The sequence below is a fragment of the Pseudooceanicola nanhaiensis genome, assembly GCF_020171315.1.
GTDB classification, from domain to species: Bacteria; Pseudomonadota; Alphaproteobacteria; order Rhodobacterales; family Rhodobacteraceae; genus Pseudooceanicola; species Pseudooceanicola nanhaiensis_A.
The window spans coordinates 87,508-114,147 of sequence record NZ_JAIUZP010000007.1; the positions used below are offsets into that span (position 1 = coordinate 87,508).

At 68.6% G+C, this 26,640-nt stretch carries 22 protein-coding genes; 14 read left to right on the forward strand and 8 right to left on the reverse strand.

The window, feature by feature from the left end; translation table 11 throughout:
• Positions 1 to 47: 47 nt before the first annotated feature.
• The 5 genes from LCM32_RS12815 (at position 48) to LCM32_RS12835 (ending at position 3,706) form a co-directional block, all read left to right on the forward strand.
• The gene (locus LCM32_RS12815; RefSeq protein ID WP_224821474.1) at positions 48 to 509 is read left to right on the forward strand and encodes a RidA family protein; all 462 of its coding nucleotides are present in this window, start codon (positions 48 to 50) and stop codon (positions 507 to 509) included.
• A gap of 3 nt (positions 510 to 512) precedes the next feature.
• Complete coding sequence (locus LCM32_RS12820) at positions 513 to 1,280, forward strand: glycerophosphodiester phosphodiesterase family protein (protein WP_224821475.1); 768 nt, start codon at positions 513 to 515, stop codon at positions 1,278 to 1,280.
• Between the two features lie 76 nt (positions 1,281 to 1,356).
• A complete protein-coding gene (locus tag LCM32_RS12825) occupies positions 1,357 to 2,544 on the forward strand; it encodes a GNAT family N-acetyltransferase (RefSeq protein WP_224821723.1) in 1,188 nt (395 codons plus the stop codon).
• Positions 2,544 to 2,840: a 4a-hydroxytetrahydrobiopterin dehydratase gene (locus LCM32_RS12830; protein ID WP_224821476.1), complete on the forward strand. Its 297-nt coding sequence runs from the start codon at positions 2,544 to 2,546 to the stop codon at positions 2,838 to 2,840. The genes LCM32_RS12825 and LCM32_RS12830 overlap by 1 nt, the downstream gene beginning before the upstream one ends.
• Complete coding sequence (locus LCM32_RS12835) at positions 2,837 to 3,706, forward strand: mechanosensitive ion channel family protein (protein WP_224821477.1); 870 nt, start codon at positions 2,837 to 2,839, stop codon at positions 3,704 to 3,706. Before LCM32_RS12830 ends, LCM32_RS12835 begins: the two co-directional genes overlap by 4 nt.
• A 4-nt stretch (positions 3,707 to 3,710) precedes the next feature.
• On the opposite strand, the gene LCM32_RS12840 is transcribed toward LCM32_RS12835, so the two are convergent.
• Positions 3,711 to 4,307, reverse strand: a complete 597-nt coding sequence (locus LCM32_RS12840; protein WP_224821478.1) for a GntR family transcriptional regulator — start codon at positions 4,305 to 4,307, stop codon at positions 3,711 to 3,713.
• Positions 4,308 to 4,465: 158 nt separating this feature from the next.
• Between LCM32_RS12840 and LCM32_RS12845 the strand changes: the two genes are divergently transcribed.
• Positions 4,466 to 5,038, forward strand: a complete 573-nt coding sequence (locus LCM32_RS12845) for a hypothetical protein (RefSeq protein ID WP_224821479.1) — start codon at positions 4,466 to 4,468, stop codon at positions 5,036 to 5,038.
• Positions 5,039 to 5,383: 345 nt separating this feature from the next.
• On the opposite strand, the gene LCM32_RS12850 is transcribed toward LCM32_RS12845, so the two are convergent.
• Positions 5,384 to 5,872, reverse strand: coding sequence for a peroxiredoxin (locus LCM32_RS12850; RefSeq protein ID WP_224821480.1), 489 nt, complete (start codon positions 5,870 to 5,872; stop codon positions 5,384 to 5,386).
• Between the two features lie 93 nt (positions 5,873 to 5,965).
• On the opposite strand from LCM32_RS12850, the gene LCM32_RS12855 reads away from it, so the two are divergent.
• The 3 genes from LCM32_RS12855 (at position 5,966) to LCM32_RS12865 (ending at position 8,413) form a co-directional block, all read left to right on the forward strand.
• A complete protein-coding gene (locus tag LCM32_RS12855; protein WP_224821481.1) occupies positions 5,966 to 7,186 on the forward strand; it encodes an NAD(P)/FAD-dependent oxidoreductase in 1,221 nt (406 codons plus the stop codon).
• A complete protein-coding gene (rsmD, locus tag LCM32_RS12860; RefSeq protein ID WP_224821482.1) occupies positions 7,186 to 7,743 on the forward strand; it encodes a 16S rRNA (guanine(966)-N(2))-methyltransferase RsmD in 558 nt (185 codons plus the stop codon). Before LCM32_RS12855 ends, rsmD begins: the two co-directional genes overlap by 1 nt.
• 361 nt (positions 7,744 to 8,104) lie before the next feature.
• Positions 8,105 to 8,413 (forward strand): I78 family peptidase inhibitor, encoded by a 309-nt coding sequence (locus LCM32_RS12865; protein WP_224821483.1) that lies wholly within the window; start codon positions 8,105 to 8,107, stop codon positions 8,411 to 8,413.
• A 3-nt stretch (positions 8,414 to 8,416) separates the two neighbouring features.
• Here LCM32_RS12865 and arfB read toward each other — a convergent pair whose 3' ends face one another.
• The 5 genes from arfB to LCM32_RS12890 form a co-directional block, all read right to left on the reverse strand.
• On the reverse strand, positions 8,417 to 8,830 hold the full coding sequence (arfB, locus tag LCM32_RS12870) for an alternative ribosome rescue aminoacyl-tRNA hydrolase ArfB (RefSeq protein ID WP_224821484.1): 414 nt from the start codon (positions 8,828 to 8,830) through the stop codon (positions 8,417 to 8,419).
• Between the two features lie 325 nt (positions 8,831 to 9,155).
• Positions 9,156 to 9,779 carry a queuosine precursor transporter gene (locus tag LCM32_RS12875; protein WP_224821485.1) on the reverse strand — a complete coding sequence of 208 codons (624 nt, stop codon included), beginning with the start codon at positions 9,777 to 9,779 and terminating at the stop codon, positions 9,156 to 9,158.
• Positions 9,780 to 9,868: 89 nt separating this feature from the next.
• Positions 9,869 to 10,690, reverse strand: coding sequence for an esterase-like activity of phytase family protein (locus tag LCM32_RS12880; protein WP_224821486.1), 822 nt, complete (start codon positions 10,688 to 10,690; stop codon positions 9,869 to 9,871).
• A gap of 74 nt (positions 10,691 to 10,764) precedes the next feature.
• On the reverse strand, positions 10,765 to 11,622 hold the full coding sequence (gene mepA / locus LCM32_RS12885; protein ID WP_412070687.1) for a penicillin-insensitive murein endopeptidase: 858 nt from the start codon (positions 11,620 to 11,622) through the stop codon (positions 10,765 to 10,767).
• Positions 11,623 to 11,693: 71 nt separating this feature from the next.
• A complete protein-coding gene (locus LCM32_RS12890; RefSeq protein ID WP_224821488.1) occupies positions 11,694 to 13,040 on the reverse strand; it encodes an MFS transporter in 1,347 nt (448 codons plus the stop codon).
• A gap of 198 nt (positions 13,041 to 13,238) precedes the next feature.
• Between LCM32_RS12890 and LCM32_RS12895 the strand changes: the two genes are divergently transcribed.
• The 3 genes from LCM32_RS12895 to yaaA all read left to right on the forward strand — a co-directional run bounded on the left by LCM32_RS12895 (position 13,239) and on the right by yaaA (position 16,523).
• Complete coding sequence (locus tag LCM32_RS12895; RefSeq protein WP_222490964.1) at positions 13,239 to 13,532, forward strand: YggT family protein; 294 nt, start codon at positions 13,239 to 13,241, stop codon at positions 13,530 to 13,532.
• A gap of 149 nt (positions 13,533 to 13,681) precedes the next feature.
• Positions 13,682 to 15,724: a DNA helicase RecQ gene (recQ, locus tag LCM32_RS12900; protein ID WP_224821489.1), complete on the forward strand. Its 2,043-nt coding sequence runs from the start codon at positions 13,682 to 13,684 to the stop codon at positions 15,722 to 15,724.
• Positions 15,725 to 15,755: 31 nt separating this feature from the next.
• On the forward strand, positions 15,756 to 16,523 hold the full coding sequence (gene yaaA / locus LCM32_RS12905) for a peroxide stress protein YaaA (protein WP_224821490.1): 768 nt from the start codon (positions 15,756 to 15,758) through the stop codon (positions 16,521 to 16,523).
• Between the two features lie 223 nt (positions 16,524 to 16,746).
• Here yaaA and LCM32_RS12910 read toward each other — a convergent pair whose 3' ends face one another.
• Positions 16,747 to 18,960 carry a response regulator gene (locus tag LCM32_RS12910; protein WP_224821491.1) on the reverse strand — a complete coding sequence of 738 codons (2,214 nt, stop codon included), beginning with the start codon at positions 18,958 to 18,960 and terminating at the stop codon, positions 16,747 to 16,749.
• A 206-nt stretch (positions 18,961 to 19,166) separates the two neighbouring features.
• On the opposite strand from LCM32_RS12910, the gene LCM32_RS12915 reads away from it, so the two are divergent.
• Positions 19,167 to 24,605 carry an alpha-2-macroglobulin family protein gene (locus LCM32_RS12915; RefSeq protein WP_224821492.1) on the forward strand — a complete coding sequence of 1,813 codons (5,439 nt, stop codon included), beginning with the start codon at positions 19,167 to 19,169 and terminating at the stop codon, positions 24,603 to 24,605.
• A complete protein-coding gene (gene pbpC, locus LCM32_RS12920; protein ID WP_224821493.1) occupies positions 24,595 to 26,634 on the forward strand; it encodes a penicillin-binding protein 1C in 2,040 nt (679 codons plus the stop codon). Before LCM32_RS12915 ends, pbpC begins: the two co-directional genes overlap by 11 nt.
• Positions 26,635 to 26,640: the final 6 nt, after the last annotated feature.

A 26,640-nucleotide genomic window follows, 5' to 3' on the forward strand; every position in this document is an offset into this window, starting at 1 on the left:
CCCCGTCTCCGGGAGTAGCGTCACGGCAAATTCCCCAGGAGACCCTCATGACCGATATCGAATCCAAACTCGCCGCCATGGGCGAAAGCCTGCCCGACGCCCCCGCACCGGCGGCGAACTACGTGCCCTTCGTGATCTCGGGCAACATGCTCTTCGTTTCGGGCCAGATCTCGGCCGATGCCGAGGGTCCGATCAAGGGCAAGCTGGGCGCGGACATGGACGTGGACGGCGGTGCCAAGGCGGCGCGGCGCTGCGGCCTGTCGCTGCTGGCACAGGTCAAGGCGGCCTGCGGCGGCGACCTTTCCAAGCTGAAGCGCGTGGTCAAGCTGACCGGCTTCGTGAACTCCACCGCCGATTTCACCGACCAGCCCAAGGTCATCAACGGCTGCTCCGACATGATGGTCGAACTGCTGGGCGACGCCGGCCGGCACTCGCGCTCGGCCGTTTCGGCTGCCGCGCTGCCGCTGGGTGTCGCCGTCGAGATCGAAGGCATCTTCGAGCTCGCCTGACCCATGCCAGCCACCCGCACGGCCCTGCCGGAGGCGTTCCTGACGACGCCGATCGCGCATCGGGCCTATCACGACCGGGCGCAGGGCCGCCCCGAGAACAGCCGCGCGGCCATCCACGCGGCCATCGCCGCGGGTTACGGGATCGAGATCGACCTCCAGCCCTCTGCCGATGGCAAAGCGATGGTGTTCCACGACTATGACCTCGCCCGTCTTACCGGGGCCGAGGGCATGATCCGGATGCGCAAGGCCGCCGATCTGGCAGAGCTGCCGCTGATCGGCGGAGACGAAGGCATCCCGAGCTTTGCCGAGGTGCTCGAGATCGTCGCGGGGCAGGTCCCGCTGCTGGTCGAGATCAAGGATCAGGACGGGCTGCTGGGCCCGGGTGTCGGCGCGCTGGAGGCCGCCGCGGTGGACGACCTCAAGGGCTACAAGGGCCCGGTCGCGCTGATGTCCTTCAATCCCAACTCGGTGCGGACCTGCGCCGGGCTGGCGCCGGAGATCCCGCGCGGGCTGACCACCTGTTCCTTCCGCCCCGCCGACTGGCGCGGTGTGCCGAAACAGCGGCTCGACCGGCTGGCGGGCATCCCGGACGCGGACCCTGTGGGCGCGAGCTTCATCAGCCACGAGCACACGGACCTCGACCGGCCCCGCGTGCAGGAGCTGAAGGACCGCGGCCTCGCGATCCTGTGCTGGACGATCCGCTCGGCCGAGGCCGAGGCGCAGGCGCGGCGGATTGCCCAGAACGTGACCTTCGAAGGCTACGCCGCCTGACAGATCGCCGGTGCCCGCCCCCGTGGACTTGATCCGGGGGGCGGGCACCACAGATAGATCGGGGATGCAGCAGGACATGACACAGGCCGAGGTCGAGATTCAGGCGCATGCCTCGCTGGCGCAGATCGCGCCCGAGGCGTGGGATGCCTGCGCCTGCCCTGAGGTCGCCGATGGCGGGCGGCCCCATGATCCCTTTACCACCTACCGGTTCCTGAAGGCGCTGGAAGACAGCCGCTCCGTCGGACCCGGCACCGGGTGGGAGCCGCTCTACCTCACCGCCCATATCGGCGCGGAGATGATCGCGGCGGCCCCGCTGTATGCCAAGAGCCACAGCCAGGGCGAATATGTCTTCGATCACAGCTGGGCCCATGCCTTCGAGAATGCGGGCGGGCGCTACTACCCCAAGCTTCAGATGGCCGTGCCCTTCACCCCGGCGACGGGCCGCCGCCTGCTGGTGCGGCCGGGCTTCGAGGCAACGGGGCAGGCCGCGCTGATCCAGGGCGCGGTGCAGCTGGCTGCGAACAACAACCTCTCGTCGCTCCATGTCACCTTCTGCACCGAAACAGAGGCGGAGGCAGGCCGCGAGATGGGGCTGATGACGCGCATCGGCCAGCAGTTCCACTGGATCAACGAGGGCTACGGCAGCTTCGACGATTTCCTGGCCTCCCTGTCCTCGCGCAAGCGCAAGACCCTGCGCAAGGAACGCCAGCGGGCCAATGCCTTTGGCGGCGAGATCCGGATGCTGACCGGGGATCAGATCGAACCGCACCATTGGGATGCCTTCTGGGCCTTCTATCAGGACACCGGCAGCCGGAAGTGGGGCAGCCCCTACCTGACCCGCGCCTTCTTCGACTGCGCCCACGAGAGCCTGCGCGACGACATGCTGCTGGTGCTGGCCGAGCGTGACGGCCGCCCGATCGCGGGCGCGCTGAACCTGATCGGCCGCGAGGTGCTCTATGGCCGCTACTGGGGCGCGCTGGAACACCATGAGTTCCTGCACTTCGAAGCGTGCTATTATCGCGCCATCGACTACGCCATCGAGGAGGGACTCGCGCGGGTCGAGGCCGGGGCGCAGGGCGAACACAAGCTGGCGCGCGGCTACCTGCCCGCGCCGACCCATTCCCTGCACTGGGTGGCGGATCAGGGCTTTGCCCGCGCCGTGCAGCAGTTCCTGACCGAGGAACGCCGCGCGGTGGAGGAGGACATCGAGATCCTGACCGCCTATGGCCCCTTCCGCAGGGAGCAACAGGAGGAACAGGACTGATGACCGAACACCTGAGCGAAACTGCCCGCAAGAGCCTGATCGACCCGCTGCTGGAAAACGGCTGGACGCTGGAAGAGGGCGCGGAGGTGCTGACCAAGACCTTCACCTTCGAGGATTTCACCGAGGCCTTTGCCTGGATGACGCGCGCCGCGCTCTGGGCCGAGAAATGGGGCCACCATCCGGACTGGTCGAACAGCTACAAGACCGTCATTGTACGTCTGACGACACATGACGTCGGCGGGCTCAGCGCGCTCGACGCGAAACTGGCCCGCAAGATGGATCAACTGACCGCATGAACCTTGACCAACTGCTGACGACACCGATCTGGGGCGACCGTTCCCTTGGCGATCTTCTGACCCTCGACACCATGGCCTCCCTCGTGGGGTCGCTGGTATCGGCGCTGGTGATCCTCTTCCTGGGGATGCTGCTGGCAGGCTGGGCGAACCGGCGCATCACCAACCTTGCGCGGCGCTACCAGCGGCTCGATGACACGCTCTTCAACTTCCTCGGCTCGATCACGCGCTACGCGATCCTCGCCTTCGCGGTGATCTTCATCCTCAACACCTTCGGCATCCGCACCACCTCGCTGGTCGCGGTCGTCGGTGCTGCCGGCCTCGCGGTCGGCCTGGCATTGCAGGGGACGCTGTCGAACGTCGCGGCGGGGGTGATGATCATCCTCTTCCGGCCGATCAAGAACGGTGACTTCGTCGAGGTCGGCGGAGAGAGCGGCACGGTCAAGGACATCTCGCTGAACTTCACCGAACTGGCCAGCCTCGACAACGTGCAGATCATCATTCCGAATTCGCAGGTCTGGGGCAACACGATCACCAATTACTCGGTCTATCCGACGCGCCGTGCGCAATGGACCTTCGGGGTGGGCTACGGGGCCAATCTCAAGAAGGCGGAAGAGATCATCCTGGAGACCATCAAGGCCGATCCCCGGTCGCACGCAGAGCCCGCGCCCTTCATCCAGGTCACCAACCTTGGCGACTCCTCGGTGGATTTCATGGTGCGCTTCTGGTGCGATGCCTCGGAGTATTTCGGCTACAAGGCCGACATGACCCGCAAGGTGAAGGAAGCCCTGGACGCCGGCGGAATCGAGATCCCCTTCCCCACGCGCACGGTGCATCACGTCAACGACGCGTCCGCGCCGCGGGACTGAACGGTCAGAAGGGCGCGTCGGCGAGGGCGAGCATCAGCTGCCGCCGCGTCGGCTCCGCGGGCACGGCGGCCATGGTGGCGCGCCAGTCCGCGACGACAGGCTCTGGCGTGTCCGCGAGGTCGCGCATGCGCCAGCGAAGGTGCCGCCAGTGGGCGGCGCGCAGGGCATCGGCGAGGATGCGGTCGCTGACCAGCTGCGACAGGATTTCCAGCAACTCGCTGCGCTGCGAGAAATAGACCGGCGCGATCCGGTCCTCGGGGGCTGCGGCCTGCCGCTGCACCGTGGCCAGCCGCGTCGCGTCCAGATCCGGCAGGGGCACGTCGGAGGCACATTCGCCCGCGCCCCGCAGCAACGAGCGGAAGACGGCGAAATCCATCGGGCGCTGTTCGGGCAGCAAGGGCGAGACGATCGTCCCGATGCCCGATCGCGTCTCGACCAGATGTTCATAGGCCAGTTTCTGCAGCACCTGACGGATCGGCGTGCGCGAGACTCCGAACTCGGTCGCCAGCATGCCTTCGTGCAGGATCATGTCTTCCTGCTCGGCGCGCTGACAGATCCGTGACCGGACAATATCCGTGATCTCGGATGTCTCCTTGCGCATGTCTAGTTCCGTCTTTAGGGCTTTGAGGGCTGGTAAAGGTCCGCTCCGATTGGCCGTGAGGACGGGTGATTGTCAAGAGCCGGAGGACCGGAACCCCCCGTCGCAGGGGGAAACTTGCCGAGCCGCGGAATGTTTTCGCTATTCGCTGGAGTTGTGCAATGACCAAATCGACTCATCCTGTGCTTGAGCCGCCGCTGCGCGCGAAGGTCCCGGTGCCCGGGGGCGGATACTGCCTGATGTCGGGCTATCCCGGTCTGGAAGTCGGGCTGGATGGCGAGGCCTATCTGGATCCCGACGCGGCCGAAGCGGCGCTGCAGGACATGCTCGCCCATGGGGCGAATACGCTGATCATCCTCGCCGAGGCGCCCGAACTGCCGGAGGGGAACCACAACATGCTGCGCGGTCTGGTTCCCGAAGGGCTGGAGCTTCACTTCCTGCCCTGCCGGGATTTCGAAGTGCCCGATGCCAGTTTCAAGGAGCGCTGGAACGCCCTGCGCCCGACCCTCGAAAAACGCCTTGCCGCTGGCGGGACCATCGCTATGGCCTGCCAGTACGGCGCCGGACGGAGCGGGCTTCTCACCGCGTTGGTTCTGATCGAAGAGGGCGCGACGCCCGAGGCGGCCATCGCCACGGTGCGGCGCCACTTCCACGAGGCCGTGGAAAGCGAGATTCAGGAGAACTGGCTGCTTGCGCAGGTTCCGGGCAAAAAAGGCACAGCAAACTTATCTTAGCGATACGTTTGTGCCGAGAATCGTTGACTTAAAGCCTGTATACAGGCATTTAGGTCTGGAAGCACCGCATGGCCCAGCATCCAATCGGCCGTGAAGCGGACAACGCATCGGTGCTCCGAAGGAAGGGTAGAAGCAGGCCGGGCGAATACGTCCGGCCTTCGCCGTTTCAGGACCTTGTCCCAGTCTCAAATGAGCCTGTACCGGCCCTGTGCCCCATCGCGTGCGCCCGGGTCGTTCTGCCGCCGCAGGACAGCCTGCGGGGCCCGGTCCGAGGGGTACCCGACGCCCCGTTGGGGCCGGGGATCGTGGCGGCCCGGTGCAGGGCACCGGCCGCCACGGGAGCGCTCAGAGCGCCGCGACCATCGACTTGCCGCCAGAGATGTCGCAGGTGCCCGGGCTTTCCTCGAGGTGCAGCACGGTGACTTTGCCGTCCTCGACCGCCATCGCATAGCGCTTGGAGCGGTTGATCAGGCCTGCCGGTGGGGCGCTGAACTCAAGCCCGATCGCGGTGGTGAAGGCGCTTTCGGGATCGCAGAGCATGGTGATGCCTGCCTCGCCTGCACCGGTGTCCTTGCTCCAGGCGCCCATCACGAAGGGATCGTTGACGCTGACGCAGATGACCTCGTCCACGCCCTTGGCCTTCAGGTCGTCCATGGCGGCGATGAAGCTGGGCACATGCGCGGTGCTGCAGACGCCGGTATAGGCGCCGGGCAGGCCAAAGATCACGACCTTGCGCCCGGCCAGCTTGTCGGCAAGGGCCACGGGTGCGGGGCCTTCGGCGGTGGGCGCAATGAGGGTCGCGCCGGGGAGCGTATCGCCTTGGGAAATGGTCATCTGTCCTCCATCGGGATGAATTGTGTTTTGCCTGACGACGGTTGTAGAGTGCCGGCGCCGTACGACGATGACAGAACAGGAGGTTTAGTCCGGATGGAACAGGAAAATCGCCATATCGTTGTCGTCGGGGCCGGACAGGCCGGGGCTGCGCTGGTCGCGCGCCTGCGGACACAGGGCTACGGCGGGCCGATCACGCTGATCGGGGCCGAGAGCGTGCCGCCCTATCAGCGGCCGCCGCTGTCCAAGAAATACCTGCTGGGCGAGTTCGCACTGGAGCGGCTCTTCCTGCGCCCCGAGGCGTTCTACGAAGAGCATGACATCTCCCTGCGCCTCGGCACCATGGTCGAGGGGGTCGATACCGAGGCCAAGACGCTGCTGCTGGCCGGGGGCGAGGTGCTGGGCTGGGACGAGTTGGTGCTGACCACCGGTTCCCACGCGCGGCGGCTGCCCGCGGCCATCGGGGGCGATCTGCCGGGCGTCCACGTGATGCGCGATCTGGCGGATGCCGATGCGCTTGCCCCGCAGATGCAGCCGGGCCGCCGGATGGTCATCGTGGGTGGGGGCTACATCGGGCTGGAGGCCGCCGCGGTGGCCGCCAAGCTTGGGCTGGAGGTGACGCTGATCGAGGCCGCGCCGCGCATCCTGCAGCGGGTCGCCTGTGCCGAAACCTCGGATTACTTCCGCGCCCTGCATACGGGCCACGGGGTCACGATCCTCGAAGGGGTCGGGCTGGAGCGGCTGACGGGCGACGACCATGTCACCGGCGCGCGGCTTGCCGACGGGCGCGAGATCGCGGCCGATTTCGTGATCACCGGGATCGGCATCGCGCCGGGCATGTCGCTGGCCGAGGCGGCAGGCGTCACCTGCGAGAACGGGATTGCCGTCGATCTGCGGGGCCGGACCTCGGAGCCCGGGATCTGGGCGGCGGGCGATTGCGCCTCCTTCCCGTTGCGGGGGCAGCGGCTGAGGCTGGAGAGCGTGCAGAACGCGATCGACCAGTCGGAATGTCTGGCCGACAACCTGATGGGGGCGGAGGCTGACTATGCGCCCAAGCCATGGTTCTGGTCGGACCAATACGACGTGAAGCTGCAGATCGCCGGTCTGAACCTCGGCTACGACCGCGTGGTCGTGCGCGCGGGCGAGGGGCTGGTGCGGTCGCATTGGTACTACGCGGGCGAGACCCTGCTGGCGGTGGACGCGATGAACGATCCGCGCGCCTACATGGTGGGCAAGCGCCTGATCGACGCGGGCAAAAGCGCGCCCGCCGAGGCGGTGGCGGACCCTTCCGTCGAGCTCAAGACGCTGCTGCGCTGATGCGGATCATTGGCGGAGAGCATCGCGGCCGGGCTTTGGCCGCCGTGGGTAAGGGCGATGCGGGGGCGCATCTGCGTCCCACCACCGACCGGGTGCGCGAGAGTCTCTTCAACCTGATCCTCGGCGGGCGGTTCGGGGATCCGGTGGAGGGTGCTACAGTGCTCGACCTCTTCGCGGGGACCGGGGCGCTGGGGCTGGAGGCGCTGTCGCGGGGCGCGTCCCATGTGACCTTTGTCGACGACGGGCGCGTGGCGCAGGGGCTGATCCGCAAGAACATCGCCCTGCTGGGCGTCGAGGATACGGCGCGGCTGATGCGCTGCAACGCGCTGCGCCTGCCGCCCTGCGAGGGTGCGGGTGCGGGGCTGGTCTTCCTCGATCCGCCCTATGGCAAGGACCTTGGCGCCAAGGCGCTGTCCGCCGCCCTGGCGCAGGGCTGGATCGCCGACGGGGCGCTGGTGGTCTGGGAGGAAAGCGGTGCCGTGACGCCGCCGGAGGGGCTGACCCTGCTGGAGAGCCGCAAGTACGGCGACACGATGATCACGCTTCTGGAGCGCTGAACCGCTGCGGCGGGGCGGGCAAAATTCTTCGAAGAATTTTGCAAAGAATTTTCGAAAATTCTTTGGCGCATGGGGCTGGGGATTGCGCCCGGTTGAAGGGGCGTCCGGGCGAGAGCTTGCCGGTTTTCTTCGAAGAAGACGGAGCGGACTTCTCGAAAAGTCCGGGGATCACAGGCGGGCGCTATGCGCGGTGGAGAGGGGGGGGGGCTGACGGCCCCCCGTACCCCCCGTGGATATTTGAGAACAGTGGATGAGGGGCATGGCGCGGGCGGGAGATCGCCCGCCCGCGGCCCTGAGGGCGGTGCATCTTGTGCTGTGCAAGGCGCGGCCCGATATAAGGGTCAGACGTGGAAGGAGCCTCATGATGAAGACGATCGTTGCTGCCGGTCTGGTGTTGGGTGTGACGGCAGGTGCCGCACTTGCCCATGATCGCCATGACAACCGGCCCCTGAACTGGCCCTCCTCGCCGCAGGCGCAGTCGACCTGTGGGGCGGACCTCTATTCGTCCAAGCTGCAGGGCAAGCCCTATCGCGGTCAGTTCTTCCGTGAACATGACGGCCCGATCCGGGTGCTGAAGCCCGGCGACATGATGACCATGGATCACAATCCCCGGCGGCTGAACGTCATCCTCGACCGGCGCGGCAACATGGTGGGCGTGCGCTGCGGCTGAGCCTCAGCGGTCCCAGCCGCGTTTCTCCTTCACCTCGCCGCGGGCCTTCTTGTCGTCGAGCCGGCGGCGCTTCTGGCTGAGGGGCACACGGGTGCGGACCCGCTTCTTGGGCACGACGAGGGCCTGACGGATCAACTCCGCCAGCCGGTCGCGGGCGATGTCGCGGTTGCGGGCCTGGCTGCGCTCCTCCGAGACCTGAAGCACCAGCGCGCCCTCCTTTGTCCAGCGCCGCCCGGCGATGCGGCGCAGGCGGGTCTTCACGGCAGGCGAGAGCGAGGGCGAGCGTTCGGCCTCGAAGCGCAGTTCCACCGCGGACGAGACCTTGTTCACGTTCTGGCCGCCGGGCCCGCTGGCCCGGACGAAGATCTCGGTGATCTCCCAGTCCTGAATCGCGATGTCATCGGTGATGCGCAGCATGGCCGCCTCCTTTCGCGGCAGATCTAGGGCCGCAGGGGCGGTTGGGCAAAGGGTTTCGGCCAGACCACGGGCCGAAAGGCGGGGGGGCGGACATGGAAAAGGGCCGCTCCCGGAACGGAGCGACCCTCTCTCGAGATTAGGAGGCGGGGCTGGTTAGGTATCCCACCAATCCGGTCGGTCGGCTGCCAAGGGCTGCCTCAGCAAACGTCCTTCCGAACTGTTCCAACACCTCTCTCCAATACCTCAATAGACACTAGAGCACCTCCTTTCTGAATGTTTCCGATACTCGAATCGTCTCACATATTTCGTGTATCGCAAAACGTTTTTACGCAGGTCTTGTGGTCAAACCGTTCACAATTGCCTTGAACGGTGCAAGAGCGATCACGGCGAGCGCGAGCTTGACCATCCAGTCCGCCACGCCGAGCGAGACCCAGAGCGGCACCACCGGACCCACGCCCAGAAGCGGCAGCGCCTCGTTGGCCCAGCTGACGTCATTGGAGGGATCGAGGAAGATCAGCTGCGTCGAGAAGGCGATCACGGAGAAGAGCGCGGTGTCCAGCGCCGAGCCCACCAGCGTCGAGGCCAGCGGCGCCTGCCACCATGCGCCGTCGCGCAGGCGGTTGAAGATCGCGATATCGGTCAGCTGTGCCACGAGGAAGGCGGTGCCAGAGGCAAGCGCCACGCGCAGCGTCACCAGCGGGCCGAAGTCGCCTTGGATCTGGGGGCCGATCAGCGAGCAGACAACGCCCACCACGAAGCCGGCGACCACCACCTTGCGGGCGGGTTTCACGCCGTAGACGCGGTTCATCACGTCGGTGACGAGGAAGGCGAAGGGATAGGTGAAGGCCCCCCAGGTCAGCCACTGACCGAAGAGGAATTGCACCAGGATGTTCGAGGCCACCACGATGGCGGCCATGGCAAGAATGCCAGGCAGGTATTTGCGGTTCATGTTTTGAGCCCGTTTTTTAGACAAGGTAGCGGCGACTTGTGCCCGGGTGGGGCGCGGTTGCGTGCCCCCGGCGGGGGAACGGGCGGCGTCTAAGGGGTTTTTTCCTTGCTGGCAAGGGGGGCAGGGTCTGGCAGCAGGTATTCCACCACCTCCGAGCGCTGGACCCAGAGGTAATTGTCGTCGGCGACCATGGTCAGCCGGAGCCTGCCTTCGCCGTCGCGCCAGACAGAGAGGCCTTCGAGGTTGTCGTGGGCCCCGGGCGCGGTTTCGAGCAGGGTTTCGGCCCCGTGATCCCCGGGCAGCGCAAGGTCGAAGCGCCGCACGCGTGTCCGGAAACTCAGCCGGGAGAAGCCGCGCTCCAGCAGGTAGAACTTGCCGTCGGGGCCGATCGCGGCCTCTGCCGGCAGGAAGCCGTCGTTCAGGAAGGGGAGCGTGGCAACCTCCTCCCAGCGGCCATTGCGCAGGCTCCAGACCGGGATGCGCCCGGTGTCGGTGAGGTGATCCTCGGGCAACGTGAAGACACGGCCCTCGGCGTCCACTGCGACGGATTCCAGCGCGCCGTTGTAGGGCAGCGGCGGGAAGTCCCCGCGCTTGGTCAGGGAGATGGGGGTGCTGCCCGGGGCGTCGTAGATCCAGACCCGGGGCAGCTGTTCGAAGGAGACGGCGATCTTGCCCTCGGGCGTCATTGCCAGCCCCTCGGCGTCGAAGTTCTTGCGCGTCAGCGGCGCGCCCTCGGGGTCGAGAAGCGGGTCCATGGTCAGGGCGCGGGCGGCCGTGAGGCGCCCGTCGCTGTCCCGGTCCAGCCGGCCGGTGAACATGTAGCCCCGGTCCGAGATCGCGACGAAGAGCGTGCCGCCCGCCGTCACCTCAAGGCCCGAGAACCCGCCCAGGTTGGGAACCTTGCCGCGCATGACCACCTCCGACGACAACACCGCCGGTCCGTCCGGCGGTGTTGTTGGGGCGCAGGTGGTCAGCAGCAGGAGCGTCAGCGCGACTGCAGGACCGAGACGCATTGCTGGGGCAGGTCGGCCAGCGTCAGCTGGCGCTTCGGCTTGGGCTTGGGGGCGTTGGGGTCGGGCGGCGGCGGGTTCAGGATATTGTCCACCCAGGCCTGCGCATCGGCGCAGCCGTCACCGGGCGGGGGCGCATCCTGTTCGACGCAGCCGCGGGCCCCGGAGGGGCAGTTCAGCCGCACGTGGAAATGATAGTGATGCCCGTACCAAGGCCGGATCTTGCGCAGCCAGGCGCGGTTGCCGGTCTCGTCCTTGCACATCTGCACCTTGGCGCCGGGGAAGACGAAGATCCGCGCCACGCGCGGGTCGCTGGCAGCGGCTTTGAGGATCTGGTGGTGCTGGGGCGTCCAGTTTTCGTTCACGAAGGCCCCGGCCGACCGGCGGGTCGAGATCGACGAGAGGTTCTCGCGCTCGGTCCGGGTCAGGTTCAGGCGCTGGGGCGGGAGCATCCAGATGTCGGCGTCCAGCCCCATCTGGTGCGAGGCATGGCCCGAGGTCATCGGCCCGCCGCGCGGCTGCGAGATGTCCCCGATGTAGAGCCCGGCCCAGCCCGGCTGCTTCGCGGCGAAGGACGAAAGGTCCTTGAGGAAGTCGATCATCTGGGGCTGGCCCCAGTTCCGGTTTCGCGACAGGCGCATGGTCTGCCACGTGGGGCCGGTGTCGGGCATCATGTAGGCGCCGGACTGGCAGCCCTTGGCGTAGGAGCCGAAGGGCGCGCTGTCCTGCCACGAGGGCTCGGCCTTGGCGCCGAACAGCTGGCGCGCCTCGACCCCGCGCCATTCCGCAGGCACGTTCGTCTGCGCGGCGGCGGGGCCGGAGAGGAGGATCAGCGGGGCAAGGATGAGCGAGGCAAGCCGCACAGCGTGGCGGCGGGTGGGGATCGGGGTTCCCGCGCTGCGGATCAGGCGGGCGGTGCGTCGGAACATGGGCGGTCTCCCTCCGGGTCAACCCAGCGTAGCAGGGCAAGGCCGATAAGGAAAAGGGCGATCAGCGGGGTCACGCCGATCGGCTGGCTCTGGCTGATGGCGGTTGTCACACCGATGAGCGTTGGCGCGAGGAAGGAGGTCGCCTTGCCCGAGAGCGCATAGAGACCGAAGGCCTCGGTCATGCGGTCCGGATCGGCCTGGCGCACCATCATCGTGCGGCTGGCCGACTGGATCACGCCGCCCGCCGCCCCGATCACCGCACCGAGCGCGAAGAAGAGGATATCCGGCAGGGCCGAGCCTTCGGGCACCGGGATGAAATAGACGCTGGTGGGCGAGATCACCACGATCGACACCGCCACGAAGGTGAGCAGCAGGATGCAGGTGCGGATCACCGGCTTGGGGCCGAAGCGTTTGTCTGCCATGCCCCCCAGCCAGGCGAAAAGCGCGCCCGAGATGATCGAGAGGATGCCGAAGATGCCGATCTGCATGATCGACCAGCCAAGCACGCCCGAGGCATAGATGCCGCCGAAGACATACATGCCGACAAGCGCGTCGCGGTAGAACATGGAGGAGGCGAGATAGGCAAAGAGCGAGGGCCGCCGCGGCAGGCTGCGGAGCGTCCCGCCAAGACCCTTCAGCGCGGCCATCACCGCACCGCGCGGGGCTTTCGCCGGTTTCGGATCGCGCACGTAGAGGAAGAAGGGCACCATGAAGACCGCGTACCAGATCGCGGTCAGCGGCCCCACGGCGCGGGTGCCTTCGCGCATCGCGGGGTCGAGCCCGAGGATCGGGGAAATGCCGATCATCGTGCGCCCGGTCGCCGGGTTCTCCTGCAGCAGCGCCAGCATCAGCACCAGCGCCAGCAGCCCGCCCACATAGCCGAAGGCCCAGCCATTGCCCGAGATCCGTCCGACCTCCTCGCGCGGGCCGAGGTCGGGCAGCATGGAGTTGGTGAAGATCGTGGCGAATTCCATGCCGATCATGCCGATGGCAAAGAAGATCAGCGTGGAGACGAGGTTGAAATCGCCCGGCACCGCCCACCAGAGGGCATAGGCCCCGACAAAGTACATGGCGGAGAAAACCCAGATCCACCGCATCCGGTGCCCCGACACATCCGAGATCGCGCCGAGGATCGGGGCCAGCACCGCGATGCAGAAGCCTGCCGCCCCGATGCCGAAGCCCCAGACCGACTGTGCCGCGGTCCCGTCGCCCATCAGTTCCTTGACGTAGGGCGCAAAGATGAAGGTGATCAGCAGCGTGTTGTAAGGCTGGCTGGCCCAGTCGAAGAAGAACCAGCCCCAGATGCGTTTGCGCAGCGACATCGTTTTCCCCTGACTGGCCTGCCGTTCACGGGCGATATGACCGGGAAGCGCGCCGCATGACAAGGCGCTTGGCCTGCTGTCTTCCGCCCGCGCGTGGCCCGTGACCCGCCTGCGTCAACCTAAACCACGCGTCGCACTTGTGCTTTCGACCCGCTGCCCCTAGGTCTGATCCGAACCCGAGAGAGAGGACCCCGGCCCATGATGACGATCTACAACATCCTGCAATTCCTGCTCAGCGTGTTGTGGTTCTTCGTGCTGGCGCACGTGATCATGAGCTGGCTGATCGGCTTCGACGTGCTGAACCGCCGGCAGGCCATCGTCTCCCAGATCTGGGACGGCCTGAACCGCATCCTCGAGCCGATCTACCGCCCGATCCGCAACATCCTGCCCCCGACCGGCGGGCTGGACCTTGCGCCGCTGATGGTCTTCATCGGTATCATGCTGATCCGCATCGTGCTGGACACGAACCGCGGCTTCTTCATGGGCTACTGAGCGGCCCCGCCCGCCCTGTCCGTTCGCCCCTCGATCGCGACGCGCCAGGCCCATGGCCGCCGCTTCCCCGGCGGCCCCAGCCTTGTTCACCGATTCTTAATGTGGGACAGTCCCTGCTGAGAGCGGATTAACCACAAAAGACAGGCCCGATGCAGGACGCTGCCCCCCTTCTGCGCGAGATTTTCGGATTCTCCTCCTTCCGTCCGGGACAGGAAGAGATCGTGCAGGCGGTCGCGGGCGGGGCCGATGTGCTGGCCATCATGCCCACCGGCGGCGGCAAGTCGCTCTGCTACCAGCTGCCCGCGCTCATGGGCGAGGGGATCACCGTCGTGATCTCTCCGCTGATCGCGCTGATGCGCGATCAGGTGCGCGCCCTGCGCGAGGCGGGGGTCGAGGCGGGGGCGCTCACCTCCGGCAACACGCCGGAAGAGACGGATTACGTTTGGGAGACGATCGAACAGGGGCGGCTGAAGCTGCTTTACCTCGCCCCCGAACGGCTTGCCTCTGAAGGGGCCATGCGGATGCTGCGCCGGATCGGTGTCACCCGCATCGCCGTGGACGAGGCCCATTGCGTCAGCCAGTGGGGCCATGACTTCCGCCCCGATTACCTGCGCATCGGCGAGCTGCGCCACGCGCTGGACGTGCCCGTCGCAGCCTTCACCGCCACGGCGGATGCCGAAACGCAGGAAGAGATCGTCCGCCGCCTCTTCCCGCAGGCCGCGCCGCAGACCTTCCTGCGCGGCTTCGACCGGCCGAACATCCACCTCGCCTTCGGGGCCAAGGACAGCCCGCGGCGCCAGATCCTCGACTTCGCCGCCGCCCGGAAGGGGCAGTCCGGCATCGTCTATTGCAGTTCCCGTGCCAAGACCGAGGGGCTTGCGCAGGCCCTGCGCGAGGCGGGGCACAGTGCGATCCACTATCACGGCGGGATGGAGGCCGAGGATCGGCGCATCGCCGAAACCCGGTTTCAGGCCGAGGACGGGCTGATCGTCGCCGCCACGGTGGCCTTCGGCATGGGCGTGGACAAGCCCGACATCCGCTGGGTCGCCCACGCCGACCTGCCGAAAAGCATCGAGGCCTATTACCAGGAGATCGGCCGCGCGGGCCGCGACGGGGCGCCCGCCGAGACGCTCACGCTCTACGGCCCCGACGACATCCGCCTGCGCCGCACCCAGATCGATGAGGGGCTGGCCCCGCCCGAACGCCGGGCCGCCGATCATGGGCGCCTCAACGCGCTGCTGGGGCTGGCCGAGAGCCTGTCGTGCCGCCGCGTGGCCCTGCTGCGCTACTTCGGCGAGGCGGCGGAGCCCTGCGGCAACTGCGATCTCTGCGACCGCCCGCCCGAGGTCTTCGATGGCACCACCGCGGTGCGCAAGGCGCTGTCGGCCATCCTGCGGACCGAGGAATGGTTCGGCGCCGGGCATCTGACCGACATCCTCATGGGCACCGACACCGACCGCATCCGCCAGAAGCGGCATGATCAGCTGCCCACCTTCGGCGTGGGCAAGGAATACTCCAAGCGCCAGTGGGGCGCGATCTTCCGCCAGATGATGGGCCACGACCTGATCCGCCCCGATCCCGAACGCCACGGCGCGCTGCGCATGACCGATACCGCCCTGCCGATCCTGCGCGGGGAGGAGAGCATCGAACTGCGCAAGGACGTGATCACCGCCGCCAAGGATCGCCGCCCCGCCGTGCGGACGCTGGTCTCGGAGGAGGACGAGCCGCTGCTCTCTGCCCTCAAGGCCAAGCGGCGCGCGCTGGCGGAGGCGGCCAAGCTGCCCGCCTACATGATCTTCAACGATCGCACCCTGATCGAGATGGCTGAGAGCCGCCCCGCCACACTGGACGAGATCGCCCGGGTGAACGGTGTGGGCGGCAAGAAGCTGGAGCGCTACGGGGCCGAGTTCCTCGCCGTGATCGCGGGCGAGGTGGCCGAGATGCACCCCCAGCGGATGAAGCTGGCGGGCCGGGCCTCGGGCGATCTCTACGACCGGCTGATGCAGGCGCAGGCCGATCTGGCCCGCGGGCCCGACGGTATCGACAAGCCGCTGTCCTGCTCCGCCTCGCTGCTGGCCAAGGTGGCGGAATCCCGGCCACAGGATGAAGCGGCACTCATCCGCATCCTCGGCGACCGCAGGACGGAACGTTTCGGCGCGGCCTTTCTGGACCTCCTGCGCGAGGCAAGCTAGATATCGCGGCGTTGCTGCAAGAGGTATCTAGATGCTGATCGTCGTTTCCCCCGCGAAGAAGCTGGACTGGTCCGAGCGTGATGTCGCGCTGACCACGCCCGACATGCTGGACGCCGCCAACGATCTGGCGGGCGTCATGCGGGAGAAATCCGCCGACGACATCGCCAAGCTGATGAAGCTCTCGGCCGACCTCTCCAAGCTGAACCGCGACCGGTTCCAGAGCTACGAAGAGGCCCCCGGCGCCGAGGCGCTGCGTCCTGCCGCGCTGGCCTTCGCGGGGGATACCTACCAGGGGCTTGAAGCCGCCTCGCTCGATCCGGAGGAACTGGATTGGGCACAGGATCACCTGCGCATCCTCTCGGGCCTCTACGGTGTGCTGCGCCCGCTGGATGGCATCCAGCCCTACCGGCTGGAAATGGGCACGCGGCTGAAGACGGCGCGGGGCAAGTCGCTCTACGACTACTGGGGCACGCGCCCGGCAGAGGCGCTGAAGGCGCAGGCGGCGGAGATCGGCACCGGGGTGCTCGTGAACTGTGCCAGCCAGGAATACTTCGGCGCGGTCGACCTAGACGCGCTCGGCCTGACCGTGATCACGCCCACCTTCCTCGAACGGAAGGGCGGGCAGGAGAAGGTCATCAGCTTCTACGCCAAGCGCGCGCGCGGCGCGATGGCGCGTTATGTCGTCACCCACCGGCTGACCGATCCGGCGGCGCTGAAGGATTTCGACACCGGCGGCTACAGCTTCGATGCGAAGCAGTCGACCGAGACGAAACCGGTCTTCGTGCGCAACGCCGAGTAACCTGCGCCGCTTGTTGTCTGGTGCCTCCCTCGCAGGCGGCGCCCAAAATTCTTGAACCAAGAATTTTGCGAAGAATTTTCCTTAAAGTTCTTCGGCGTGGGTCTCACCGTCCGTCCGTCGGTTTGACTGGCGCGTCTTCCTCTCTGCCTTGCCCGTTTTCTTCGAAGAAGACGGACCGGAAAATTCGAATTTTCCGGGCAGCGCCGGGGAGGTCGCGCAGGTTTCAGGCGCTTTCGGCCTGGCTTGGTTCCGTGGCGAAGGGCGGCCGGCACTCGGCCGGTTGGTAGCGCCTAATCTGCTCGCAGAGCAGCGCCTTGCGCAGCGGCTTCGTCAGGTAGTGGTCGAGCCCGGCCGCGAGGATCGCCGTCTCGTCGCCTTCAAGCGCATGGGCGGTCAGCGCGACGATCGGCACATGGTGTCCCTGCTCCCGCGCGCGGATCCGTGCGGTCGCCTCCTTGCCGTCCATCCCGGGCATCGAGATGTCCATGAAGATCAGGTCCGGCGACAGCTCGGCAGAGCGGGTCACGGCCTCCTGCCCGTTGGCCGCGAAATGCAGCGCGATATCGGCGTCTTCCAGCATCTTGCGCAGCACGAGCTGGTTGGTGCGGTTGTCCTCGGCCGCCAGCACGACCATGGGGCGGCGGTCGTCCGCGGGCAGGGCCGGGGCCGGCGCGGGCAGGGGGGCGGTGCGGCGGTGCAGGGGGCGCCCGTGGATCAGGTTGTCGATGGCGCGGTAGAGGTCTCGCCGGGGCATCGGGCGTTGGAAGATCGCCGCCAGCGTCCGGCTGGCCGGGTCCAGCACCGCGTCGTCGAGCGCGGAGGAGAGCAGGATCACCGGCACCCGGCTGCCGCGGGCGCGCACGGCCTCGGCCAGTTCCAGCCCGTCCATGGCGGGCATGTTGTGATCGGTCACGATCAGGTCGACACCGTCATCGAGACGCGCCAGTGCCTCGGCTCCGCTGGCGCAGGGGATCGGCTGGGCGCCCATCGCCTCCAGCTGGCGTTCGAGGATCGTGCGGTTCACCGCCAGATCGTCCACCACCAGCACCCGGCGCAGCCCGTCGGGCAGGCGGGGCGGGCTGGCGGTCTCCTCCTCGGGTTCGGCCACGGGCAGGGTGATCTGGAACCCGAAGGCCGAGCCCCGCCCGACCTCGCTGTCGACCCAGATCCGCCCCTTCATCAGCCCGATCAGCCGCTTGCTGATCGCCAGCCCCAGTCCGGTGCCTTCGAACAGGCGGTTGGAGGCATCCTCGACCTGGCTGAACTCGGTGAAGATGCTGGCGATCTTGTCCTCGGGGATGCCGATGCCGGTGTCCTCCACCGTCAGGTGGATATGCACCTCCTCTTCCGTGCCGGCTGTCAGTCCGACCACGCGGATCAGCACGTGGCCCTTGGCCGTGAACTTGATCGCGTTGCCCACCAAGTTGGTGATCACCTGCCGGAGCCGCCCCGGATCCCCGATATAGCGGGTAGGCAGGAAGAGATCGTAGTCCACCAGCACCTCCAGCCCCTTCTGCCGCGCGCGGGGCTGGAGCAGGGTGACGACCTCGTGGATGCAGCGCTCCAGATCGAAGGGCTCGGGATGGAGCGCCAGCTTGTCGGCCTCGATCTTGGAGTAGTCGAGCACGTCGTTGATGATCACCAGCAGCGCCTCGCCGGAGGAGCGGATCGTGTCGACGTAGAGCTGCTGGTCGCGGGTCAGCTCGGTATCGCCCAGCAGTTCGGCCATGCCGACGACCCCGTTCATCGGGGTGCGGATCTCGTGGCTCATGTTGGCGAGGAAGGCGCTCTTGGCACGGTTCGCGGCCTCCGCCCGGGTGCGGGCCTCGCGCAGCTGTTCCTCGTAGCGGACCGACTCGGTGATGTTGAGGGCAAGGCAGACCACGTCGCCCTCGTGGCCGCGCTGGTCGATCATCTTGATGTACTGGCCGTTCCACAGCCGCAAGACGATCTGTTCGGGCACCGGGGACTGCCAGCGGGTGATCATCATCCGCCGCCACTCCTTCGGGGTCATCTCCCCGATGTCGACGATGCCTTCCTCGGTGATCAGCTGCAGCAGCCGGATGTAGGTGACGCCCGGCGCGACCTCCTCCAGCCCGTCGAACACCGAGAGCCAAGCCGCGTTGGCGGCGATCATCCGGCTGTCCCCGTCGAAGAAGGCAAAGCCGCCCTCGATCGTCTCGATCGACTGCCAGAGCCGCCGCTCTGCGATCTCGACCTTCTGGTGGGCGGCGCTGAGGTCCAGCTTCACGCGCCTGTTCTCGTCCCGGACGGTCTGGACGGCGGCGCGGGTCTCGAAAATCTCCTCGCTGAGGGCGCGGGCATGGCGGCCGAGCTTGCGGTTCGCGGCGTGGAGCTCCGCCTGTTTCTGCTCCAGCAGCCGTTCTGCCGCCAATCGTGCCCGCCGTTCCTCGGACAGCTTGTTTGCCAGACTCACGTAAGCCTCCGCTCCCAGAGATCCCCCCTCTGGCAAGGGTGCGGGGAAGCGGTAAAGAAACTGTTGAGATTGGCGTGACCGGCATGGCGCCGCTTGTCAGGTCGCGCGGGCGCGTGCCACGGTGACGGCGTCAGTTTGCAGTCAGCCATTCAGTGACCGGGGCGGGGATCATTTCCGATCTGAACCCGCACCGGGAGGAGGTCATCATGGTCCGTCGTTTTCTTGCCGCCCTTGTTCTTGCGCTCCCTGCCGCCGCGCCGCTCGCCGCGCAGGAGGCCCTGCCCGAGAGCCGGATGCTGCTGACGCGGGACGTGGATTTCCCGGGCAATGACCTTCAGGCGCTCTTCGACACCACGTTCGAGGCCTGCCGGAATGTCTGCGCGGCAACGACGGGCTGCACGGCCTTCACCTACAACACCCGCTCCAACGCCTGTTTCCCGAAATCCGCGGCCTCCACGCCGGTGCCCTACGACGGGGCCTATTCCGCCCGTATCCTGCCCGTCAGCGACGCGGCGCGGCAGCGGGCGGCGGCGCTGCGCGGCGATCTGGCCTTCCTCGAGGAGGCCAGCATCGCGGAGGCTGTCGAGCTGGCAGCAGACATCAGCTGGATCCACCCGGCGGGCCAGTTCACGGCCGAGGCGCTGCTTCAGGCCGCGCGGGACCGCGAGGCGGCGGGGGATCTGCTGGCGGCGATGCGCTTCATGGGCGGCGCGGTGGCGGCGACGGATGCCTCGGACCAATGGGCTGACTATGCCCGTCTGGGGTTGAGCGCGCCCGGCGGCAATTACAGCGAGACGCAGAAGCTGCGCCAGCGGGCGCTGGGCGGTGCGATCAACGCCTATCTCCGCGCGCCGTCCAATCCCGCGCGGGTCACGGCGCTGGTGGTGCTGGCACAGGCGCTGGAGGCGAACGACCGCTCCCGCGACATGATCCCGGCGCTGCGTCTGGCGGAAGCGATCCAGCCGCGCGATGACGTGATGGCGCTGCTCGATGTTGCCATCGAACGCTATGGCTTCCGGCTCACCGACAACCGGGTCGAGAACGAACTGGCCGAGCCGCGCATCTGCGCTGACTTCTCCGAACCGCTGGACGAGACGCAGGTGAACTACGCCGATTACCTGCGCCTGCCCGATCCGGGCATGGCAGTGGAGGCGAGCGGGTCACAGCTCTGCCTCAGCGGCGTCCAGCATGGCGCGCGTTACACGGTGACCTTCCGTGAGGGCCTGCCCGCTGCCAGTGGTGAGACGCTGGCCCGCGACGTGGAGCTGCGCGTCTATATCCGCGACCGCGCCCCGCGGGTGACCTTCCCGGGCCGGGCCTACGTGCTGGCCAATGCGGGCGATATCGCCCTGCCGGTCGAGACGGTGAACACCGATGCGCTGGAGTTGAAGCTCTACCACGTGACCGACCGCAACCTGCTGCGTCTGGTGCAGGACAGTTTCTTTGGCCAGCGTCTGTACTTCTATGAAGAGCGGCAGCTGGAAAACGATCTGGCCGAACTGGTCTGGGACGGCACCGGCGAGGTCGCCTCGGAGCTCAACCGCGACATGACCACCCGCCTGCCCATGGGCGCCGCGCTGGAGGGCCAGCCCGCCGGGGCCTATGCGCTGACTGCCCGGGTGAAGGGGGCCGAGGAGGACGGCGCCATCGCCACCCAGTGGTTCGTTCTGACCGATCTGGGCCTGACCTCCCTGTCCGGCACCGACGGGCTGCATGTCTTCCTACGCGGTCTCGGCGATGCGCAGGCCAAGGCGGGGGTCGAGGTTTCGCTGCTCTCGCGCAGCAACCGGGTGCTGGGCACGGCCACGACGGATGAGACCGGCTATGCCCGCTTTGCCCCCGGCCTGACTCGTGGCAGCGGCGGCGCGGCCCCGGCCATGGTCATGGCGCGGGAGGGCGAGGCCGACCTCGCCTTCCTCTCGCTCACCGATCCGGCCTTCGACCTCTCCGACCGGGGGGTGGAGGGCCGCCCCGCCGCGCCGCCGATCGACGTCTTCCTTGCGACCGACCGGGGCGCCTATCGCGCGGGCGAGGTGATCCACGCCACGGCACTGGCGCGGGATGCGTTGGCCGGGGCGATCGAGGGGCTGCCGGTGACGGCGATCCTGTCGCGCCCCGACGGGGTGGAATACGCGCGCCAGACCTCGACCGCGGGCGTCGCGGGCGGCCATGTCTTCGACTTCCCCGTCGGGCCCGCCGCGCCGCGCGGAACGTGGACGCTGGAGGTGAAGGCCGACCCCGAGGCCGAGGCACTGGCCAGTGCCAAGCTGCTGGTCGAGGACTTCCTGCCCGAGCGGATCGATTTCACCGCCACCCTGTCGGACAGCCCGCTGCGCCCCGGGGACCGCGCCCCGCTGGCCGTGTCGGCGCGCTATCTCTTCGGTGCCCCCGCCGCGGCGCTGGAGGTCGAAGGACAGGTCGTCCTGCGCCCGGTGCGCAGCCTGCCGGACCATCCCGGCTATCTCTTCGGCGCCCATGACCGCGCCACCTACCCCGAGTATCAGAGCTTTGGCGGCACCCGGACCGAGGCCGATGGCGCCGCGCTGGTCGAGGTGACCCTGCCCAGCTTCTCCGAGCCCTCCGACCGGCCCGTCATGGCCGAGGTGGTGACCCGCGTGCTGGAAGGCTCCGGCCGCCCGGTGGAGCGGCGCGCCGACCGGCTGCTGACGCCGGATCACGCGATCATCGGCATCCGCCCTGCCGCCGAGGGTGTGGTGGCCGAGAATTCGCAGGCCGCCTTTACCCTGATCGCCGTGGGCGATGGCGCGGCCCTGCCGGTGCGCTGGACCGTGAACCGCGTGCGCACTCGCTACCAGTGGTACCAGCAATACGGCGACTGGAACTGGGAGCCCTACACCACCCGGTCGCAGGTCGCCTCGGGCGAGGCGGTGCTTGGGGCGACGCCGGTGCAGGTCTCGGCCCCCGTGGAATGGGGGGAATACGAGATCGTGGTGGAGCAGATCGGCGGGGCCACGCCCGCCCGCTCCTCGGTCGATTTCTACGCCGGATGGTATGCGCCCGCCGACAGTTCCACCACGCCCGACATGCTGGAGCTGTCCCTCGACGCGGCGGGCTATGCCGTGGGTGACACGGCGCAGCTGCGTATCGTGCCGCGCTCTGCGGGGACGGCGCTGGTGACGGTGATCTCCAACCGGCTGATCGAACGCCGCGCCGTGGCGGTGCCCGAGGGCGAGAGCGTGATCCCGCTGGAGGTGACCGAGGACTGGGGCGCCGGGGCCTATGTCACCGCCGCCCTGCTGCGCCCGATGGACGTGGCCGCCGGACAGACCCCGGCCCGCGCCCTCGGCCTTGCCTATGCCAAGGTTGATCCGGGCGAGAAGGCCCTCCGCGTCCGCGTCGATGTCCCGGCTCAGGCCGATCCGCGCGGGCCGGTGACGGCGACGGTGGCTGTGGACGGCATCGCGGCGGGCGAGACCGCCCATGTGACGCTGGCGGCGGTCGACCTCGGCATCCTCAACCTCACCGGTTTCAAGAGCCCCGATCCGCAGGGCCATTACTTCGGCCAGCGGCGTCTGGGGATGGAGATCCGCGATCTCTATGGCCGCCTCATCGACAGCGTGAACGGCGCGATGGGGCAGGTCCGCTCGGGCGGGGATGCCGGATCGTCCCGGCTGCAATCGCCGCCGCCGACCGAGGAGCTGGTGGCCTATTTCTCGGGCCCCGTCACCGTGGGGGCCGATGGCACCGCCGAGGTCACCTTTGACCTGCCGGAGTTCAACGGCACCGTGCGCTTCATGGCGGTGGCCTGGACCGACAGAGGCGTCGGCGCGGCGCAGGCCGATGTGCTGGTGCGCGATCCCGTCGTGGTCAGCGCCACGCTGCCGCGGCTGCTGGCGCCCGGCGATACCTCGCGCCTGCTGCTGGAGATCACCCATGCTACAGGCCCCATCGGGCGGGCCGCGCTCTCCGTCACCGCCGAGGGGCTGACGCTGGACGCGGGCGCGATCCCGGCCTCCGTCAGCCTTGGGGAGAAGGATACCGTCACCCTCTCGATCCCCGTGACCGCCGATGGCGTGGGGGATCAGACCCTGACCGTCGCGCTCACCACGCCCGGCGGCAAGGTCCTGACCAAGCCGCTGACGCTGGGGGTGCGGCAGAACGATCCGCCCGTCTCGACGACGCAGCGGTTCGACCTCGCCGAAGGCGGGACCTTCACGCTGGATGCCAATGTCTTTGCCGGGCTGCGCCGCGACACCGGGCAGGCCATCGTCTCTGCCGGGCCCCTCGCGCGGCTCGACGCGCCCGCGCTGCTGGCCGCGCTGGATCGCTACCCCTACGGCTGCACGGAGCAGGTGACCTCGCAGGCGCTGCCGCTGCTCTACCTCTCCTCCGTGGCCGAGGCGATGGGACTGGCCTCGCGCGACCGGGTGCAGGAGCGGGTGGATCAGGCCATCGACCGCATCCTTGCGCGGCAGGCCTCCAACGGGGGCTTCGGGCTCTGGTCCGCTTCCTCGGGGGATGACTGGCTCGACGCCTATGTCACCGATTTCCTCAGCCGCGCGCGGCAGGAGGGCTACAGCGTGCCCGACACCGCCTTCCGCATGGCGATGGACAACCTGCGCAACCGCGTGAACTACGCCGAGAGCTTCGACGAGGAGCGCAAGGGCGGCGAGGCGCTGGCCTATGCGCTCCTCGTGCTGGCACGTGAGGGGGCGGCCAACATGGGCGACCTGCGTTACTACGCCGACGTGAAGGCCCCGGCGCTGGCCACGCCGCTGGCGGCGGCGCAACTTGGCGCGGCGCTGGCGCTCTACGGCGATCAGACGCGGGCCGACCGGATGTTCGGACAGGCGCAGCGGATGCTCGACAGTCTGCCGGTCAGGGGCGATGCGCGGCTCTACCGCGCCGATTATGGCACCCATCTGCGCGATGCGGCGGGCCTGCTGACACTGGCGGTCGAGGCGGGCTCGCAGGCCGTCGATACCGCGGCGCTGGCAGGCGTGGTGGGCGATGTCTCGGGCCCGATGTCCACGCAGGAGAGCGTCTGGACCCTGATGGCCGCCAAGGCGATGATCGACGATCCCGCGGTCTCGGGGCTGACGCTGAACGGTGCGCCGGTGGAGGGGCCCTTCGTGCGCACCCTCGACGGGGCGGCCATGCTGGCCCCGCTGGAGATCGCCAATGCCGCGGGGGCGGCGACGCAGCTGACCCTGACCACCGTGGGCGTGCCCGAGGTGGCCCCGGCGGCGGGCGGCTATGGCTATGCCATCGGACGCAGCTACTACACGATGGAGGGCGCCCCGGTGGACCCGACGCGGATCGCGCAGGGCGACCGCATGGTCGTGGTCCTCAAGGTCACGCCCTTCGAGAAGACCGGCGCCCGGCTGATGGTGGACGATCCACTGCCTGGCGGGTTCGAGATCGACAATCCCTCGCTGCTGCGCTCGGGCGATATCCGGGGGCTGGGATGGCTCGACCCGGCGGTGGCCGATCACGCGGAATTCCGCGCCGACCGCTTCCTCGCCGCGCTGGACTGGAGTGGGGACGATCCCTTCACGCTGGCCTACGTGGTCCGCGCGATCTCGCCCGGCCGCTACCACCACCCGGCGGCCTCGGTCGAGGACATGTACCGGCCGCGCTACCGCGCCTGGACCGATACGGGCCGGGTGACCATTGCGGAGTAACCGCCTCTCCACCGCGCTCGTGGCGCTCGTGCTGGCCCTCGGGGCCGGGGCGGGCGCGCGTGATGGCTGGGAGGCCTGGGTCGCGGCAACGGAGCTGCCCCCGCTGGTGAGCGAGACCTCGGTCGAGGTCCGCGACCGGGCGGGGGACCTGCTGCGGGTCTATACGGTTGCGGATGGACGCTGGCGGCTGGCGCCCGGTGCGGTGGACCCGCGGTTCACCGAGATGCTGCTGGCCTACGAGGACCGGCGCTTCCTGCACCACAGCGGTGTCGACGCCCGCGCCCTGCTGCGCGCCGTGGCGCAGGCGGCGTGGCACGGGCGCGTGGTTTCGGGCGGGTCGACCCTGACGATGCAGGTGGCGCGCCTGCTGGAGGAGAGCGGCACCGGGCGCTGGTCCGGCAAGCTGCGCCAGATGCGCGTGGCCTGGGCGCTGGAGCGGCATCTGAGCAAGGCGGAGATCCTGCGCCTCTACCTGCTCCATGCGCCCTATGGCGGCAATCTGGAGGGGCTGCGGGCCGCGACGCTGAGCTACTTCGGCAAGGAACCCGCCCGGCTGACGCCTGCGGAGCGCGCCCTGCTGGTGGCCCTGCCGCAGGCACCCGAAGCCCGCCGCCCCGACCGCCACCCCGAGGCGGCCCGTGCCGCCCGCGACCGGGTGCTGGCGCGGATGGCGCGCGACGGACTGTTGCCCCCGGACGCGGTGCAGGCCGCCCTGCGCGATCCCGCACCCGCGCGGCGTCGGGTCTTCCCCGCGTTGGCGCCCCATATGGCGGATCGCGCCCGGGCCGAGGCCCCTCTGGCCCCGGTCCATGACCTGACGCTGGACGGTGCACTTCAGGCCGCGCTGGAGCGGCTCGCGCAGCAGAGCCTGCGGGGCCAGCCGGGCGGTGTCTCGCTCGCGGTGCTGGTGGCTGATCATCGCAGCGGCGCCGTGCTGGCCTCGGTCGGGGGCTCCTATTCCGAGACCGGGCAGGGTTTCGTCGACATGACCCGCGCCCTGCGCTCGCCCGGCTCCACCCTGAAGCCGCTGGTCTACGGCATGGCCTTCGACGAGGGGCTGGCCCATCCCGAGACAATGATCGACGACCGTCCGGTCAGCTTCGACGGCTATGCGCCGCAGAATTTCGACGGCAGCTTCCGGGGCGAGATCCGGGTGACCGAGGCGTTGCAGCTTTCGCTCAACACGCCGGTGGTGCAGCTGGCCGATGCGCTCGGCCCCGAGACGATCATGGCGCGGCTGCGCCGGGCGGGCGTGGCGGCCGAAGTGCCCGGCGGGCGGCCGGGGCTGGCGATCACGCTGGGCGGGCTGGGGATGACGCTGGAGGACCTCACGCGGCTCTATGCGGGGCTGGCCGAGGGCGGCGAGGCCCGTGCCCTTCACTGGCGTATGGAGAGCGCTGAGGCGCCGTCGCGCCGGTTCCTGTCGCGGGCAGCGGCCTGGCAGGTGGGCCATATTCTCGCCGGGCTCGCCCCGCCGCCGGGGGCGCCGCGCAACCGGCTGGCCTACAAGACAGGCACCAGCTACGGCCACCGCGACGCCTGGGCCGTGGGCTTTGACGGGCAGCATGTGGCGGCGGTCTGGATCGGGCGGCCGGATGGCACCCCGGTGCCCGGTGCCTTCGGGGCCGAGGCCGCGGCGCCGATCCTCTTCGAGGTGTTCCAGCGGCTGAAACCGACGCTGGACCCGCTGCCGCCGCCCCCGCCCGAGACTCTGATGCTCTCCGCCGCCGCCCTGCCGGCGCCGTTGCAGCGCTTCCGCCCGCGCGGTGCTGTCTTTGCGGCACCCGCTGATGCGCCTGTCGTGGCCTTTCCGCCGGATGGCGCACGGGTGCCGCTGGGGGCGCAGGGGCTGGTGGCGAAGGTGCGCGAGGGACGTCCGCCCTTCACATGGCTTGCGAACGGGCGGCCCCTGCTGACCGGCGCACGGGGACGGGAGGTGATCCTCGACGGGCTGGAGGCGGGATTTGCCGATCTGGCGGTGATCGACGCGGAGGGCCGCGCGGCGCGGGTGTCGGTGCGGTTGGAGTGAGCGGTG

Coding starts and splice junctions, on each gene's coding strand:
- LCM32_RS12895 (WP_222490964.1), top strand. CDS start 13,239: ATGATGACGATCTACAACATCCTGCAATTCCTGCTCAGCGTGTTGTGG.
- LCM32_RS12850 (WP_224821480.1), bottom strand. CDS start 5,872: ATGACCATTTCCCAAGGCGATACGCTCCCCGGCGCGACCCTCATTGCG.
- arfB (WP_224821484.1), bottom strand. CDS start 8,830: ATGCTGCGCATCACCGATGACATCGCGATTCAGGACTGGGAGATCACC.
- rsmD (WP_224821482.1), top strand. CDS start 7,186: ATGCGGATCATTGGCGGAGAGCATCGCGGCCGGGCTTTGGCCGCCGTG.
- LCM32_RS12835 (WP_224821477.1), top strand. CDS start 2,837: ATGAACCTTGACCAACTGCTGACGACACCGATCTGGGGCGACCGTTCC.
- LCM32_RS12840 (WP_224821478.1), bottom strand. CDS start 4,307: ATGCGCAAGGAGACATCCGAGATCACGGATATTGTCCGGTCACGGATC.
- LCM32_RS12845 (WP_224821479.1), top strand. CDS start 4,466: ATGACCAAATCGACTCATCCTGTGCTTGAGCCGCCGCTGCGCGCGAAG.
- LCM32_RS12830 (WP_224821476.1), top strand. CDS start 2,544: ATGACCGAACACCTGAGCGAAACTGCCCGCAAGAGCCTGATCGACCCG.
- LCM32_RS12820 (WP_224821475.1), top strand. CDS start 513: ATGCCAGCCACCCGCACGGCCCTGCCGGAGGCGTTCCTGACGACGCCG.
- LCM32_RS12865 (WP_224821483.1), top strand. CDS start 8,105: ATGATGAAGACGATCGTTGCTGCCGGTCTGGTGTTGGGTGTGACGGCA.
- LCM32_RS12890 (WP_224821488.1), bottom strand. CDS start 13,040: ATGTCGCTGCGCAAACGCATCTGGGGCTGGTTCTTCTTCGACTGGGCC.
- LCM32_RS12815 (WP_224821474.1), top strand. CDS start 48: ATGACCGATATCGAATCCAAACTCGCCGCCATGGGCGAAAGCCTGCCC.
- LCM32_RS12875 (WP_224821485.1), bottom strand. CDS start 9,779: ATGAACCGCAAATACCTGCCTGGCATTCTTGCCATGGCCGCCATCGTG.
- LCM32_RS12915 (WP_224821492.1), top strand. CDS start 19,167: ATGGTCCGTCGTTTTCTTGCCGCCCTTGTTCTTGCGCTCCCTGCCGCC.
- recQ (WP_224821489.1), top strand. CDS start 13,682: ATGCAGGACGCTGCCCCCCTTCTGCGCGAGATTTTCGGATTCTCCTCC.
- LCM32_RS12855 (WP_224821481.1), top strand. CDS start 5,966: ATGGAACAGGAAAATCGCCATATCGTTGTCGTCGGGGCCGGACAGGCC.
- LCM32_RS12825 (WP_224821723.1), top strand. CDS start 1,357: ATGACACAGGCCGAGGTCGAGATTCAGGCGCATGCCTCGCTGGCGCAG.
- yaaA (WP_224821490.1), top strand. CDS start 15,756: ATGCTGATCGTCGTTTCCCCCGCGAAGAAGCTGGACTGGTCCGAGCGT.
- LCM32_RS12880 (WP_224821486.1), bottom strand. CDS start 10,690: ATGCGCGGCAAGGTTCCCAACCTGGGCGGGTTCTCGGGCCTTGAGGTG.